Consider the following 15,966-nt stretch of genomic DNA (forward strand, 5'->3'; position numbering starts at 1 on the left):
CGTGACAATCGTTATTTGCACCTACAACGGTGCCAGGATGCTCCCGGACACGCTGGCGCACATCGCGCAGCAACGGGTGCCGCCGCATATATGCTGGGAGGTGATCGTGGTGGACAACGCCTCTACCGACGACACCTCGGAAGTGGTGAAAGCTGTGTGGGCCAAAAGCGGCGGCACGGCTCCGTTTACGCTCCTGCACCAGCCAAAGCCTGGCCTTACCTATGCCCGGGAGCTGGCCCTTGAAAGCGCCCGGTACGAGTACATCATCTTCTGCGACGATGACAACTGGCTGGCACCGGACTATGTGAGCGTGGCGTACGAGCTCATGCAGCAGCATCCCTCCATCGGGGCGCTGGGTGGGCACGGGGAGCTTGTGTATGAAACACCACCTCCGGCCTGGGCCGCCGCAATGCCCATCTTCGCCAACGGGCGGCAAGCCAGTAAACCCGGAAAGGTTTACCGCAACGCCGTATATGGGGCAGGGTGCGTTATCCGCAAGTCAGCCTATATGGCGGTGGCCACGGCCGGGTTTGAGCCGATGCTCACCGACAGGGTGGGCGCCAACCTCAGCTCCGGCGGCGACTACGAGTTTTGCTATGCGCTCGCCCTCATAGGCTACGACATCTGGTACGACCCCAGTCTCCGCTTCAGGCACTTTATGCCACGGGAGCGGATGGAATGGGGATACTATGAGCGATTTTTTGTGGAGCGGGCGAAATGCTTTGAGGTGCTGGTGCCTTACCAGCTTGTTATCAACGCCGGTGCCCGAAACGCCTCCTCTTTCTACAGAAAGCTGCTGCGCCTCTTTCTTTCCTCTTTAAAGCAGCTGTACCTGCTGCTGCTGCATAAGTTCAGGCTTCCTGCCGGCTCAGACGACGCCAAGACAAACACCCTCAAGCTCATGAGCGTGAAGGCAAGGCTCTGGAGCTTCAGCCGGCACCGCGCCATGCGGAGGAATTTCGCGAAGATACTGCAGTTCAAGCGCGAGAAGCTGGTAACCTTCACGAAGAGCAAGCCTGGGCCTTTGCCTGGCGAAGAACTGGAAATGAGAATGCTGTAACGACTGCTCCCGGAGGCCACAGAGCAGGGAATAACCGATGATAATGCACCATCTATATATCCTGGTTATATATGAAAAAGCTCCTGATTCATATCCGCCTCTCGCCCGGGCAATTGCGTTGGTGCCTGGGTGCTATACTGGCTGCCAACCTGCTGGTGCTGGCAGGCACATGGGCGGCCCATGCGCTGCATGTAAAGAGTTACGGCTTTAAAACGGCCCTGTGGCTGCTGGACCTGGCAAGGGAAAACACCATCGCGACCTGGTACTCCTCCATGCTGTTGCTGTCTGTCGCTGTAATGTCGGCGGTTTGCTTCAGCGCCGACTGGCAGCGCTTCCACCGCTGGCGCGACAGGTATCTGAGTGGCGGCTGGCTGCTGTTCAGCATGGTTTTCGTGACGCTCTCGTTCGATGAGATAGGCTCGTTCCACGAAACGATCGGCGACACCAAGGCCTTCAACAGCTTCGGTGGCTACTCCGGCTGGGCGCTTTTTTACATCGTGATCCTGCTGGTCGGGGGCTTCATGCTCACCTTCAGCTTTGTCCGGCTTATACGCTCCGGGTGGTCAGTGGTGTTTGCCGTGGCGGGTCTCCTGCTGTTTCTGAGCAACCCGCTGCAGGAGAACTATGAGATTGCCGCCTTCCGGGCCGCCCCCGATCCCAGCCTGTGGATAAGACCTGTTTCGCTGCTCCTGCTCGAGGAGGGCTCGGAGATTTTCGCCTCCACCTGTTTCCTGGTCGCCACAGCAACTTACCTGCTGCATATCACCAAACAGCAGGCTGCCAGCCTGCTGCCCTATACACCGCACCTGAGCATCCATTTCTCCTTTGCCAGGAAAACAGCTTTTGTTTCCCTGCTCTTCATCCTCCTGGTGCTGGTGGCCGGTCTGGCGGCGGTGGCAGGCGCTGCCGAGGTGTCGGGGCACGCCAACGGCATCCCGAAAAACTGGTTCCCGAGCGCCACCGCCTTTGTGGTGTTCGTCATCAGCCTGTATATATACCATATAGCCGATCGGGCAGACCGGTATAACAGGTACTTTTACCTGCTGCTGGCGTTCGTCAGCGTCTCAGTGTCCATGTATTACGGCAGCAACCTTTACGCGCACCCCCTCTGGGAAACGGCACAGGGCATGTTGCCCAGCATGGCCCTGAAGCTGCTCTGCGTGCTGGCGGCGGTTATCCTGTGCCTCCGGCTCATCATTGTGGTAGAAGACAAGTGGAGCCGGTTCCGGACAGCCGCCTGGGTCGTCTTTCTTTCTGCCGCGTTCAGCCTGCACCACCTCTACGCCGCAGGGCTCGCCTTTGCAGCCTTTGCCTTCCTGCTCCTGGCCCTGACGGCACACGTGTACCGGTGGCAGGCGAATGCGGCTGACGCCAAAGCAGAGCCTTTGTAAAGCTAAACCCAAGGTTATGTACAACCGGCGGCACAGCGTTTATACTGAGCCATATATGGTTTGTTGCTGATAGACAGGCAGGGCCCTTAATCCTCGTCCCGGTCACCCCTTTTCAGCTCGTCTACGGAGCGCAGCACTTTGTCTTTCAGGCTCGTCTTGTATTTCTCCAGCCTGTCGGCGATGGCGGCGTTGGTGGTGCCCAGGATTTGAGCGGCCAGTATACCGGCATTCAACGCCCCGTTCAGAGCGACGGTGGCCACCGGTATGCCGCCCGGCATCTGCAGGATAGACAGCACCGAGTCCCAGCCGTCGATGGAGTTGCTTGATTTGACCGGCACGCCGATGACGGGCAGGGTGGTGAGCGAGGCCACCATGCCCGGCAGGTGCGCCGCACCGCCCGCGCCCGCGATGATCACTTTCAGCCCTTTCTTGCGTGCGGTTTCAGCATACTCTATCATGCGGTGCGGGGTGCGGTGCGCTGATACAATCGTCAGTTCGTAGGGCACGCCAAGCGTTTCCAGTATCTCAGCGGCGGCATCCATCACTTTCAGGTCAGACTGGCTGCCCATGATGATGCCTACCAATGGTTGTGTGGTCGTGGTTTCTCCGGCCATATATAAATCTATGCTTTTACTTTGATTACGTCTCTGATGGATTCGGCGCGCTGCTGCGCCTCTTCTATGTTCTCGCCCAGCACCGTGATGTGCCCCATCTTGCGCGCGGGCCGCGTGTATTTTTTGCCATACAGGTGGATGTAGACGCCCGGCACCGCCAGCGCCTCCTGCAAGCCCTCGTAAGTTGCCTCGCCATCGTAGCCCGGCTCGCCCAGCAGGTTCAGCATCACGGCGGCGCTCTGGATGTCGGTGGTGCCCAGCGGCAGGTTCAGGATGGCGCGCAGGTGCTGCTCGTACTGCGAGGTATAATTGGCTTTGATGGTGTGGTGGCCGCTGTTGTGGGGGCGCGGTGCCACTTCGTTCACCAATATCTGCCCGTCCTTCGTCAGGAACATCTCCACCGCCAGGATGCCCACCATCCCGAACGCCTCGATCACGCGGGTGGCGATCTCGATGGCATGGCGCTGCAGTTTGTAAGGCACGTTGGCCGGTGCAAAGAGCGAATCCACCAGGTTGTGCTCCGGGTGAAAGCTCAGCTCCACCACCGGGAAGGCCGTTACCTCCCCTGAAGCATTACGGGCCACAATCACGGAAATCTCCTTCTCGAAGTCCACCAGTTTCTCCAGCACGGAGGGCTCCGCGAAGGCTTTCTGCAAATCTGCCTCGTTTGTCAGGCGCGTCACGCCGCGGCCGTCGTAGCCCTCGCGGCGCAGCTTCTGGAAGGCTGGCAGGAAGTCCAATTGCTGCCGCAGTTCCGCCTTTTCCTGCACCAGCACAAAATCCGAGGTGGGGATGCTGTGGCTCCGGTAGAACTCCTTCTGCAGCCCCTTGTCCTGGATAGTGCGCACGGTACGGGCATCGGGATACACCTTCACGCCCTCCTGCTCCAGTTTCTCCAGCGCGTCGGCGTTCACGTGCTCAATCTCGATGGTCAGGATGTCGCAGTTTTTCCCGAATTTATATACCGTGTCGAAGTCGCGGAAGCTGCCCACGAAAAACTCGTTGCAGATGTCGCGGCAGGGGGCGTTCCCGTCAGGGTCCAGCACCAGCGTATATATATTAAAATCGAGCCCGGCCTGCAGCAGCATGCGGCCCAGCTGCCCGCCGCCCAGGATGCCCAGCTTCACTTCTCCTTTCATCGTAGTGTGCGTTTTTGTTCTTATTCCTCAAAAATAAGGATTATACGCGAACCTTCCCCTCATGCCGCAGGAATATCGGCAATTGCGGCAATAGCCTTTGTTTCTCAATATAATCATCGCTATATTTATGATACTTAATGCTCAGAGATATGTCGGAAAGGTTAGCGCGCAGCATGATGGTATTGTTCCATGTCCCTTTGTTCCTGATAGCCCTGGAGGTGCTCTGGCATGGGAGCAGCCAGGCGGGAGCCAGCATGCTGCTGGTTCCGTTTCAGTTCATCAGCCTGGTCCTGACAGGCTACCTGGTGCTCGGCGACAGCTCCCGCGACGAGTACTACCCCACGCTGCTGGCCCTGCTGGTATATGACCTGGTGCTGTACTGGTACATCTTACGATAAATCTGAGTAGCTTGCGCCCTTGGAAGCCTAAGCTCATCTATGGAAATCATACTGGCCACTTTTTCCGCCCTGTTCTCCGTTGTAAACCCCTTTGGGGCCATGCCCGTGTTCCTGACCCTGACGCAGGACGACACCCCCGCCCAGCGAAACCAGCAGGCACTGAAAGCCTGTTTATATATGGTGGGCATCCTGGTGGTTTTCTTTTTGACGGGGCAGTATATCCTCAACTTCTTCGGCATCCGGATACACGACCTGCGCATCGCGGGCGGCCTCATGATCATGCGGGCGGGTTTCGATTTGCTGACGCCGGGCGCCAACAAGAAGAAGATCTCGACGGAGGTGGTGGAAGAGGGCCAGCAAAAGGAAGACATCTCCTTCACGCCGCTGGCCATGCCGATGCTTTCCGGGCCCGGCTCCATCGCCATCAGCATCGGCCTCTTCACCACCACCCTTTCCGGCCTCGACATGCTGCTCATCCTGGTGGGCATCATCCTGCTGGCCGCCGTGACTTACCTCATCCTGCGCTCTTCCCACCAACTCACCCGCTATATGGGCAAGGCGGGGCTGTCGGCGCTTTCGCGCATCATGGGCTTTATTGTACTGTCTATCGGCGTCAACTTCATCGTGTCGGCGCTGACGGCGCTGTTTTTCACGGAGAGGTGATTTTTGGGTGTTGATTGTTGAATTGTTATATGGCTAAATTGTTAAAGGTCTGATAAAGCTGCACCCGCCACATATATAGCCATTTAACCATGCAGCCATTAAGCAATCAACAACCGACAATCAATAACTTTATAGTATCTTTGCTCTATGCAACTGAAGAACGATTTGCTTATTAGGGCTGCCCGGGGCGAGCAGGTGGAGCGCACCCCGGTATGGCTCATGCGCCAGGCGGGGCGTATTTTACCGGAGTACCGCGCGGTGCGCAACAGCCTGAGCGGCTTTAAGGAGCTGGTGGAGACGCCGGAGCTGGCCGCCGAGGTAACAATACAGCCGGTGGACATACTGGACGTGGACGCCGCCATTATTTTCTCAGACATCCTGGTGGTGCCCGAGGCCATGGGCTGCACCTACGAGATGCTGGAGAGCAAGGGCCCCATCTTCCCGAGAACCATCCGCACCGAGGCCGACCTGAAAACACTGCGCGTGGCCGACCCCTACGAGCACCTGCACTATGTGCTGGACGCGATTCGGGTAACGAAGCGGGGGCTGAACGGGCGCGTGCCGCTCATCGGGTTTGCCGGTGCCCCCTGGACCATCCTGGCCTATATGGTGGAAGGCAGCGGCTCCAAAACGTTCTCGCATGCGCGCGGCATGCTGTACACCAACCCGAAGCTGGCGCACCAGTTGCTCCGCATGATCACCGACACCACCATCGCTTACCTGCAGGCGCAGGTGGAGGCCGGCGCCAACCTGATTCAGGTGTTCGACTCCTGGGCGGGCATTCTTTCGCCGGCGCACTACCGTGCCTTCGCCCTGCCCTATATCGCCGACATCTGCAACGCTATCCGAAACGTGCCGGTAACAGTTTTTGCCAAAGGCGCCTTCTTCGCGCTGGAGGATTTCAGCGAGCTGAACTGCGAAACCATTGGCCTGGACTGGAACATGGAAATCAGCACCGCCCGCCAGCAGGTAGGCCCCAACAAAACACTGCAGGGCAACATGGACCCTTGCCTGCTCTACAGCTCCTTCGACACCATCCAGCACGAGACCATCAAGATGCTGAAGGCATTCGGGCCGCAGCGCCACATCGCCAACCTGGGCCACGGCGTGTACCCCGACACCGACCCCGAAAAAGTGAAATGCTTTGTGCAGACCGTGAAGGAATATGGGGAAGTCAGGAAGTCAGAAAGTTAGAGAGTTTGGGAGTGATGCGTAGCCCTTTAGGCTACGAACCTGTTTAGAATTTTACAAAAAGAAACTCTAAACAGGTTCTATATATAGGCGCAATAGGCGCAACCATAACGGCTCATATATAGAAAGCCCCGCCTTTACAGTGGGGCTTTTTATATATGAGCCGTTCACTTTTCACTTTTTAACTTTATACCTCCCTTACCCGACGGCCAGGTGCGTTTCGGGGTACTTGTAGGCGGTGGAGGAAGTGCGGGTGCTCAGCGCCAGCGCCAGCGTCAGCGTACCCACCCTCCCCAGGTACATCGACAGGATAATAACGGTTTTGCCTACATCGGAAAGGCCCGCCGTGATGCCGGTGCTCAGCCCCACCGTGGCAATAGCCGACACCTGCTCCAGCGCCAGCTGGATGATGCTGAACTGCCCGTCGGAGATGGAGAGGACGAACAGGAAAAACAGGTTCAGGACGGCCGCGAACGTGAACACCGAGAAAGCTTTGTAGGCAACAGAATGCGGAATGGTGCGGTTGCCGATCTCCAGATTCCGCTTGTTGCGTATGGTTGTGACGACGGCCAGCAGGATAACCATAAAGGTAGTGGTCTTGATACCGCCCGCCGTAGAGCCCGGTGAGCCGCCGATAAACATCAGGAAGATGAAAAGCAGCATGGTGGGCACCGTCAGCGCCGAGATGTCCACGGTGTTAAACCCAGCCGTGCGCGTGGTCACCGATTGGAAGAAGGCCGTTATCAGCGCCTCGACCGGCTTCTTGTCCGACAGCGTGTTGAAGTATTCCAGCAGAAAGAAACCAATGGTGCCGGTGGCCAGCAGGATGGCCGTCATATAGATGGTGATACGTGTCTGCATCCGCCAGTTTTTCCAGGGAGCCTTCAGGCGGGCGCGCATGTTCTGCCGCGAGAAGATATCCACAATGGTCGGGAAGCCCAGGCCGCCGAATATGATCAGCGTGGCAATCACCAGGTGCAGGATGTAGGCGTGCCGTACCGGCTCCGTGTACAGGCCCTGCGGGTAAAGCGAGAACCCGGCGTTGCAGAAAGCAGACACCGCGTGAAAAACAGAGAAGAAGATTTTGCTCCCCAGATTCGGAAATTCCACTTCGGTGCCCCAGGTCATAAACACGGACGCCGCCCCGATGCCCTCGATGAGGAGGGTTAGAAAGACGAGCTTTCCGAGCATGCCCTTGGTGGAGTAAAGCGATTCGCTCTCCAGCAGTTCATGCATGGCCACGTGCTGCTTTATCCCGACGCCCTGCCGGATGAGAGAGGCAAAGAACGTGGCAAAGGTAAGGATGCCCAGCCCACCTAACTGAATCAGGAGCAGCAGCACCACCTGTCCGGCAAAGGTAAAGTAAGTGCCCGGGTCCACCACGGCCAGGCCCGTGACGCAGGAGGCGCTGGCGGACATGAACAGCGCGTCGATGAAGCGCATGCTGCCCGGCGCATTCGTCATTTTAGGGAGCATGAACAGCCCCGCGCCCACCAGCACCAGAAAGATAAAGCTGAGCAGGAACGTGAGGGAGGGGCGCAGCCGCAGCGTCTTCAGGTGCACCTGCGTTTCCAGCAACTCCACCGTCAGTAGCACCAGCATGTACAGCGACACCGCCACCCGGTAAAACTCCACCGAGAGCGGGATGCCGATTCCTTCAAAAACGCTATATATGAGCGGGAAGCCCAGCACATAGGTGGAGAACTCGTTAAGAAAGATAATTCCCATCAGAATCCCCTCGAACCAGGTGCGCCTTAGAAACTTGGCCCGCTCGAAGGCGTACAGGATGCGCAGGAGGTATATGAGCACGAAGATGGACAGGATGGCGTCGATGGCATGGTACAACAGATGCAGGTCCCCGGGGTCTTCCTCCACCCCGTGCGCGTAAACCAGCAGGCCAATGGCAAGCAGCGTGAGCACGTAAGTCGAGCGGCGCATGATCATGTAGGCCGTCAGCTTGCTGCCGTATAAAATTCTGTTAAGCGTTTCGGTAGTCATGCGTCATATCAAACCTTTAGTTGTGTGCCCGCCCCGCGCGGGTTTTGCAGGCAGGAGCCTCTAAGGATACTTGCTTCACCCGCCGCCCGTTGCCGCCAGCCCAGGTTTTGTCGGTGAGGTGCTTCATACTTCTGCCTCCCTGCCCCATATGGCGCTTTACCCGACGGCCAGGTGCGCAGCCGGGTATTTATAGGCCGCAGTCGAGGCGCGCGTGCTCAGGGCCAGCGCCAGCGTCAGCGTGCCCACCCTTCCCACATACATTGAAATCACTATTATCAGCTTCCCCATATCCGACAGGCCCGCCGTGATGCCGGTGCTCAGCCCCACCGTGGCAAAAGCCGACACCTGCTCGAACACCAGGTGTACGATCTGGAACTGTGCATCCGTGACAGAAAGCAGGATCACGAAAACAACATTGATCACCACCGCGAACGTAAACACCGAAAACGCCTTGTAAGACAGCGAATGCGGGATACTGCGGTTCCCGATCTCCACGTTTTCCCGCCCCCTTATAGTTGCGGCTACAGACAGGAGGATGATGGTGAAGGTGGTGGTCTTGATACCGCCGCCCATGGAGCCGGGCGAGGCTCCGATAAACATCAGAACAAGGAACACCAGCAGCGTGGACACGCTGAGGGAGGACACGTCTACGGTGCTGTAGCCCGCCGACCGGGTAGTGGCCGACTGGAAGAAGGCGGATACGAGCGCCTCCGCAAACCCGAGGCTCGAAAGCGAGTTGTAATACTCCAGCAGGAAAAAAATCAGGGTGCCGGCGGCAAGCAACCCAGCCGAGGTGTAGATGGTGACGCGCGAGAGCAGCCTCCAGTTGCGCCAGGGCGCCCCCAGGCGCCGGCGCATGGCCGTGGGTGAGAACACGTCCAGCATGGTCGGGAAGCCGATGCCGCCCAGTATCACCAGCGCCGCGATAATCAGGTGCAGCACATAGGAGAAGCGGACCGGGGCGGTATATAGCCCCTCCGGAAAAAGCGAGAAACCCGCATTGCAGAAGCCCGACACGCTGTGGAAAACAGAAAAGTATATTTTCCCCGCCACGCTTTCGAAACGCACCTCCGGGCCCCAGCTGAAAAAAATGATGGAGGCGCCCACCGCCTCTATCGACAGGGTCAGGAGGATGAGCTTCGGCAACAGGCCTTTGGTGGAGAAGAGCGACTCGCTCTCCATGATCTCGTGCAGGGCCACATGCTGCTTGATGCCGATGCCCTGCCGCATCAGCGAGGCAAAGAACGTGGCGAAGGTCATCACGCCCAGGCCGCCCAACTGCACGAGCAGCAGCAGCAGCACCTGGCCCGAGAGGGTAAAGTAAGTGCCGGGGTCCACCACAACCAGCCCCGTGATGCAGGAGGCGCTGGTGGCCATAAAAAGCGCGTCGATAAAACGCATGCCGTCGGGCGCGTTCGTCATCTTGGGGAGCATGAAAAGCCCTGTGCCGATGGCAATGAGGGAAATAAAGCTTACGATGAACGTGATGGCGGGCTTTACCTGCAGGGCCTTCAGGTGGACTTTTGTTTCGAGCAGCTCGATGACGAGCAACACCAGCATATACAGCGACACCACGATGCGGTATACCTCCACCGAGAGCGGAATGCCGATACTTTCGAAGAGGTTATATATGAGCGGGAAGCCCAGCACATAGGTGGAGAACTCGTTAAGAAAGATAATTCCCATCAGAATCCCCTCGAACCAGGTGCGCCTCAGAAACTTGGCCCGCTCGAAGGCGTACACAATGCGCAGGAGGTATATGAGCACGAAGATGGAGAGGATGGCGTCAATAGCCTTGTACAGCTTGTTCAGCATCATGGGGTCCTGCTCCACCCCGTGGGCATATATAAGCAGGCCCAGGGCGGCCCCGGTGAGGGTGTAGGCGGTGTGCCGCATCAGGGCATAGGCCCGCAGCTTGCTACCGTACAGAAACCTGTTAAGCGACTCCGTATTCATCCTTCTGGAACAACCTCACCTGCCGGGCCTCTTCTAAAAGCCTGGCTTTGTTTACGGGCACCACCCCCACCTGCTCGCAAACCAGCCCGCCGCCCAGGTTGCTGAGGCCGGCCATCAGCTCTTTGGAGGTGCGCAGGGCCATGCACAGCGCCGCGATGCTGATCACGGTGTCGCCGGCGCCAGACACGTCGGAGATGGCACGGCGGTGGGCGGCTATATAGGTTTTATCTTTTCCGTCGGCCACAAACACGCCCCGCTCCGACAGCGTCACCAGCACCCGCCGCACCTGCAGGCGCTTTTGCAAATCGGCCACGGCCGCTTCAAAGGCGGGCAGGTTCTCATCGGCAAACTCCACCTTCAGGCCCTCCTTCAGCTCCTTCAGGTTGGGTTTGAACAGGGTGCAGCCTATATAGCTGAGGAAATTCTTTTTCTTGGGGTCTACCACGCTGGGGATGCCGCGCGCGTTGGCCAGTTGCAGGAAGCGGCGGATGTTCTGTTCCGAGAATACACCTTTGTCGTAATCCTCAAAAATCACCACATCGGCCTTGTCCAGCAGCTTCAGGAAACGCTCCTCCAGGCGGCGCTCTTCCTGCTCCGTCAGGTTGTGCTCTATCTCGGCGTCGACGCGCAGCAACTGCTGCGCCCCGGCCAGGATGCGGTGCTTGATGGTCGTCACCCGCTCCGGACTTTGCAGGATGCCTTCGGTGGAAAGGCCTTTCTCCTCCATCAGGCGCAGGTAGTCGGCCCCGTCGGCATCATCGCCGATAGCGGAGCACAGCAGGGCCGTGGCGCCCATGGCCTCCACGTTCAGGGCCACGTTGGCGGCGCCGCCCAGGCGTTTCTCCCGCTTTACTACATTTACAATGGGTACGGGTGCCTCGGGAGAGATGCGCGTTGACTTTCCCCAGAGGTACGAATCAATCATCACATCTCCCACCACCAGCACAGTAAGTCTGTTGAAGGCCTCAAAGAGGCCCTCTAAACTTGTAATTTGCGTCATTACTGCAGTTTTGCAAGGCTGCTCTTGATGCGGCGCATCGCCTCGGTCAGTTGTTCGTCGGAGGCGGCAAAAGAGAAACGGATGCACTGCGGTGCCCCGAACGCCTCTCCGCCCACTGTCGCCACGTGCGCGTCGGCCAGCAGGAACATGGCCAGGTCCTCCGAGTTCTCTATGGTTTTGTCGCCGGCGCGCTTGCCGAAGTAGTGGCTCACATCCGGGAAGATATAAAACGCGCCTTTCGGCACATAGGTCCCGAGGCCTTCTATCTCGTTCATCAGGCCCAGCACCAGGTCACGGCGGCGGCGGTAAGCCTCGGTCATTTCCAGCGAGGACGCGCTGCCGCCCTTGAGCGCTGCGGCGGCTGCCTTCTGCGAGATGGAGCAGGTGCCGGACGTAATCTGGCTCTGCAGTTTGTCGCAGGCGGAGGCAATCTCCTTGTTGGCGGCCATATAGCCTACGCGCCAGCCCGTCATGGCATAGCCTTTCGAGAAGCCGTTCACCGTCACCACGCGGTCTTTGATGGCGTCGACGCTGGCCAGGCTGAAATGCTTGCCCTCGAAGTTGATGTACTCGTATATCTCGTCGGCGATCACGTACACCTGCGGATGCTTCTCCAGCACTTTGGCGATGGCGCGCAGTTCGTCCTCGTCCCATACCGCGCCGGTGGGGTTGCTGGGCGAAGAATACATTACCAGTTTGGTGTCGGAGGTGATGGCTTCCTCCAGTTGCTCCGCTGTTACCTTGTAGTCGTTCTCCAAGCGGCCCATCACCGGCACCGGCACCCCTTCGGCCAGCTTCACAATCTCCTCGTACGACACCCAGTAAGGCGAGAAAATGATCACCTCGTCGCCGGGGTTGGTGAGGCACAGCACGGCGTTGGCAATGCTCTGCTTCGCTCCCGTAGACACCACGATGTTCTCCGGCTTGTAGTCCAGGTTGTTGTCGCGCTTGAATTTGTTCACGATTTCCTGGCGCAGTTCCGGGTAGCCCGGCACCGGCGTGTAGAAGGTGAACCCGTCGTCGATGGCCTTTTTGGCGGCGTCTTTTATATACTGCGGCGTCTGGAAATCAGGCTCGCCAAAGCTCAGGTTGATGACATCGTGCCCCTGCGCAGCCAGTTCGCGCGCCTTTTTGGCCATGGCGATGGTTTGTGACTCAGACAAGGCTAAGATTCTGTCTGACAGTGCTGATCTTACTTCCTCTGTGTTTTGCATCTCTTTTCTGGTTAAGCTGGCAATTTACTAATAAAGCCACAGACTATCCAACGTTGCGGCCGTGGCATTTGCATTTGTTGCTGCCGTTCAAGTTGGGGATAAGTGTTGAAAATAAAAAGCACTGTGCTGTATATCAGCCACAAAAGAGAGGGCGGCGATGTATATATGGCATCCTGCCTACCACAAATTAGAAGGGCTGAGGATTCTGCGTTTGTTATATAGCCGCACGCCCAGCACCACCTCATGGCTGGAGGCACCCATGGAACTCACGCCGGTGTCGTAGGCGTAGCCCAGCTCATATATATGGTTCAGGGTGAGGCCCGCCAGAAAGACGACGCTGTCGTGCTGCCGGTACGAGACGCCTGCCCAGATGCGGTTTTTATATAAGGCCCGGAGGTTGTAATCCACAGACACGGGCAGCGGGCGCAGCCATTTCACCATCACCGAGGGGATAAACGCCAGTTTTCCGGAGGCGGCGACTTTGTAGGCTCCCGTAAAAAAGTAGTGGATGCGCGCCTCCCCCGCATCGCCGCTGAAGGCAACGGCATTCCCCAGCACCTCGGCGGCGGAAGCGCCCGCATAGAACCTGCTCGAGTACAGCCACAGCCCGCCCGACAGGTTAGGCCGCCAGGTGCTTCTGTCTGTTCCGGCGGCATCATTCGGGTCCACGAAAGACAAAGAGCTGCCCGCCACTTTCATTTGCGTCAGCCCGGCTGACACCCCCGCCGCCGCCTTCAGGTTTTCGGTAAGGGGGGTGTGGTAAGCGTAGGAGAAGTTGGCCTCCGTCCGCTCGAACGGCCCCAGTTTGTCGTGCAGCAGGATGAGCCCTGCGCCGTGGCGGGGCTTGTAGCGTTCGGTGCGGTGGATGCTGCGCTTTTCCCGCTCTGCGGCAAAGCCCGGGGTCCTTGTTTCCACAGAGCCGGGGCTTGCGGCGATGTTTTTCTTTGCTAGTCTGGAATGTGCGCTGAGGTAATAGGTGCTCGGCGCTCCTTCCACCCCCACCCATTGGTTGCGCGCACTCAGTCTGATGTCCGTGTAATCCTCGATGCCCGCAATGGCCGGGTTGAGGAGGAAGTTGTTTATCATGTACTGGCTGTGCTGTGGCTTCTGCTGTGCAAAACCCAGCAGGGGCACGAGAATCAAAAAAACAAGGGCTAAGGTTCTGCTCATGGGAGAGATTAATGCACGATGCTGACAGATCCGGTAAGTTTGCGCCCTCCACTTAACGTGATCACATAAAAGTAGGTGCTCTGCGGCAGCGCTTTCCCGTGCAGGGTGCCGTTCCATTCTCTTATATAGCCGGTCCTTTCAAAGAGCCTGCTCCCCCACCGGTCAAAAACCTCGACGCGCGCGTCGGGGTAGCCCTCCAGCGTGGCGATTTCCCATGTCTCGTTCACGCCGTCGCCATTGGGGGAAAAAGCATTCGGAATCACCAGCTCTTTCCGCATGATCACTTTCACCTGGCCGGTGACCCGGCAGCCGCCCGCGGTGGTTACGGTCACGGTGTAGGTAGTGGTTTGAGCGGGCTGCGCCACCGGGTTGGCTACAGTGGTATTGCTGAGTCCCGAGGCGGGCGTCCATATATAGCTTGCCCCGCCGGGCGCACTTTGAATTTCTACACTTTCGCCCTCGTCCACAATCACTTCTGCAAAAGGCGCCAGCTCCGGTACCGTCTCCACCACGGCACGCACCGGCACGCGGCTGCTCTCGCAGCCATCCCGCACCACCGACACATAATAGGTGGCCGTGGCAGTGAGTTCGGGGGTTATATATCGGCTGCCGGTGGCATCCTCCAGGGGCGGGGCACCAGAAGCCGCTGTATACCACCGGTATTCGCTCTCGTTGCCCCCGGTTGCCTTTAACGTAATCGTGCCGGGGCCGCACCGTTCCACGTCAGGCACAATGGGCGGTGCCGGTGTGGGATTGGCCTTCACGGCCACTGCGTCTGCTGTGACGGTGCCGCAAACGGTGGACACCTCTATGGTATAATTGCCCGAGACTGAGGCGACCAGTTCCGGATTGTTCTCCCCGACCGGGATGCCGTTCCGCTTCCAGGTATATACAGGCCCGGCCAGCCCCGGCACCGACAACCGCACGCTTTCCCCCTCGCAGAAAGTGATGGCCCCTTCAACGGTTATTTCCACCGGGTCAAGCGGGAGTTGGCACCTCACCCGGATGTGCAGTTTGGCTGTGGCGGTTTTGGCATAGCACTGGCCGGAGCCGGCGTCGCTTACCTCGTACGTCACCACATTATCGGCTTCCGCCACCCAGGCATCGGGGGTATATATGATTTTGTCTCCCACAATCTCCGCCACGCCTTTCCCTGTCTGGCTGACGATGCGCGTGAGGGTGAGGGCGGCGCCTCCTGTGTGGGTGTCGTTGGCCAGCACGGCCACTTCTATGGGCTTGCCGGGTGCTGCCTCCACCATATCATCGTTCGCCACGGGCACACCGGCTTCGCCCAGCACGCAGATGGTCTGCTCGTTGGAGCTCCCCCCGGTGGAGCCTGTAAAGCCATAATAGACTTCCTTCGTTCCCCTGAACACGTTTTTGATAATATCGTCGGTGTGGCTGATGCGGAGTTCTCCGTCGAAGTACAATTGCAGCAACTGGGTTTCGGGGTCCCAGGCGATTTTGTAGGTATGGCACTGGTTGTTCTCGATGTCAGGGCTGTTCGGGTCGATTGGCATGGCGCGGACCACAGGCTGCCGGATGTTGCCGTTGTATACCAGGGCCGTGTGGTCTGCGGCAATGTCGGCGGGGTCGTCCATGTTGTGCCAGGTATCAAATTCCATCGCGACAGACGGACGGATTCCACTGGGGTCGCCATAGCCCAAGCCTCCTCCTATGGCTCCTGTGGCCGTCAGTCCCCGTGGGTCGTTATGCATCAGAAAAGCAATTCCATCGGCCCCTTCCCTGTCTTTGGTGCCCATATAGATGATGAACTCCAGCTCCACCGGCTTCGACAAATCCAGTTTCTTTTCTGACCAAATAGATCCGTAACGGTTCATCCGATCCTCCGTGATCTTGTAGCACTGCTCCGAAAGCTTCACGGCATCGCCACGGGTTACAAACTGCGCCTGAGTAGCCAAAGGAGTGAAAAGCGCGACAAGAAGGCAGCCCCATATAGCTGTGAGAATCGTTCGGGTAAAAGCAGGGAATTTCGCTTTGGGCGGTAGCGGAGCATTCATGGCCCGATGCTAACGATAAAAAGATAGAAAAAAAAGATTATTTTATCTTCTCTGTTGTCAGATGCCAGAAATGCGCGCATGTGCTGCAATGAAGCGAAGGGCAGGAAAGACTTACCCTATGGGTGTGGAGAAAGCCACACCCATAGGGTAA

General features: G+C 58.2%; 13 protein-coding genes. 5 read left to right on the forward strand and 8 right to left on the reverse strand.

Going from position 1 to position 15,966, the window contains the following annotated elements; all coding sequences use genetic code 11:
- Position 1: 1 nt before the first annotated feature.
- The gene (locus tag GSQ62_RS06440) at positions 2 to 1,060 is read left to right on the forward strand and encodes a glycosyltransferase (protein WP_161888746.1); all 1,059 of its coding nucleotides are present in this window, start codon (positions 2 to 4) and stop codon (positions 1,058 to 1,060) included.
- Positions 1,061 to 1,131: 71 nt separating this feature from the next.
- Positions 1,132 to 2,451 carry a hypothetical protein gene (locus GSQ62_RS06445; RefSeq protein WP_161888747.1) on the forward strand — a complete coding sequence of 440 codons (1,320 nt, stop codon included), beginning with the start codon at positions 1,132 to 1,134 and terminating at the stop codon, positions 2,449 to 2,451.
- A gap of 86 nt (positions 2,452 to 2,537) precedes the next feature.
- On the opposite strand, the gene purE is transcribed toward GSQ62_RS06445, so the two are convergent.
- Together purE and GSQ62_RS06455 are read right to left on the reverse strand one after the other, a co-directional pair.
- On the reverse strand, positions 2,538 to 3,065 hold the full coding sequence (gene purE / locus GSQ62_RS06450; protein ID WP_161888748.1) for a 5-(carboxyamino)imidazole ribonucleotide mutase: 528 nt from the start codon (positions 3,063 to 3,065) through the stop codon (positions 2,538 to 2,540).
- An 8-nt stretch (positions 3,066 to 3,073) separates the two neighbouring features.
- A complete protein-coding gene (locus GSQ62_RS06455; RefSeq protein ID WP_161888749.1) occupies positions 3,074 to 4,204 on the reverse strand; it encodes a 5-(carboxyamino)imidazole ribonucleotide synthase in 1,131 nt (376 codons plus the stop codon).
- 149 nt (positions 4,205 to 4,353) lie between these two features.
- Between GSQ62_RS06455 and GSQ62_RS06460 the strand changes: the two genes are divergently transcribed.
- The 3 genes from GSQ62_RS06460 to hemE all read left to right on the forward strand — a co-directional run bounded on the left by GSQ62_RS06460 (position 4,354) and on the right by hemE (position 6,459).
- On the forward strand, positions 4,354 to 4,602 hold the full coding sequence (locus GSQ62_RS06460) for a hypothetical protein (RefSeq protein WP_161888750.1): 249 nt from the start codon (positions 4,354 to 4,356) through the stop codon (positions 4,600 to 4,602).
- A gap of 39 nt (positions 4,603 to 4,641) precedes the next feature.
- Entirely contained in the window at positions 4,642 to 5,265 is a 624-nt protein-coding gene (locus GSQ62_RS06465) for a MarC family NAAT transporter (protein ID WP_161888751.1), read from the forward strand.
- A 147-nt stretch (positions 5,266 to 5,412) separates the two neighbouring features.
- Positions 5,413 to 6,459 (forward strand): uroporphyrinogen decarboxylase, encoded by a 1,047-nt coding sequence (gene hemE / locus GSQ62_RS06470; RefSeq protein WP_161888752.1) that lies wholly within the window; start codon positions 5,413 to 5,415, stop codon positions 6,457 to 6,459.
- A 195-nt stretch (positions 6,460 to 6,654) separates the two neighbouring features.
- On the opposite strand, the gene GSQ62_RS06475 is transcribed toward hemE, so the two are convergent.
- The 6 genes from GSQ62_RS06475 to GSQ62_RS06500 form a co-directional block, all read right to left on the reverse strand.
- The gene (locus tag GSQ62_RS06475) at positions 6,655 to 8,454 is read right to left on the reverse strand and encodes a TrkH family potassium uptake protein (protein WP_161888753.1); all 1,800 of its coding nucleotides are present in this window, start codon (positions 8,452 to 8,454) and stop codon (positions 6,655 to 6,657) included.
- Positions 8,455 to 8,610: 156 nt separating this feature from the next.
- Positions 8,611 to 10,410 carry a TrkH family potassium uptake protein gene (locus GSQ62_RS06480; protein ID WP_161888754.1) on the reverse strand — a complete coding sequence of 600 codons (1,800 nt, stop codon included), beginning with the start codon at positions 10,408 to 10,410 and terminating at the stop codon, positions 8,611 to 8,613.
- Positions 10,391 to 11,410, reverse strand: coding sequence for a bifunctional heptose 7-phosphate kinase/heptose 1-phosphate adenyltransferase (locus GSQ62_RS06485; protein WP_161888755.1), 1,020 nt, complete (start codon positions 11,408 to 11,410; stop codon positions 10,391 to 10,393). The genes GSQ62_RS06480 and GSQ62_RS06485 overlap by 20 nt, the downstream gene beginning before the upstream one ends.
- Entirely contained in the window at positions 11,410 to 12,624 is a 1,215-nt protein-coding gene (locus GSQ62_RS06490) for a pyridoxal phosphate-dependent aminotransferase (RefSeq protein WP_161888756.1), read from the reverse strand. The genes GSQ62_RS06485 and GSQ62_RS06490 overlap by 1 nt, the downstream gene beginning before the upstream one ends.
- Positions 12,625 to 12,801: 177 nt before the next feature.
- Positions 12,802 to 13,794, reverse strand: coding sequence for a PorP/SprF family type IX secretion system membrane protein (locus tag GSQ62_RS06495; RefSeq protein WP_161888757.1), 993 nt, complete (start codon positions 13,792 to 13,794; stop codon positions 12,802 to 12,804).
- 8 nt (positions 13,795 to 13,802) lie between these two features.
- The gene (locus GSQ62_RS06500; protein ID WP_161888758.1) at positions 13,803 to 15,815 is read right to left on the reverse strand and encodes a lectin-like domain-containing protein; all 2,013 of its coding nucleotides are present in this window, start codon (positions 15,813 to 15,815) and stop codon (positions 13,803 to 13,805) included.
- Positions 15,816 to 15,966 lie beyond the last annotated feature (151 nt).

Origin of the sequence: Pontibacter russatus, assembly GCF_009931655.1 — a bacterium.
Lineage (GTDB): Bacteria > Bacteroidota > Bacteroidia > Cytophagales > Hymenobacteraceae > Pontibacter > Pontibacter russatus.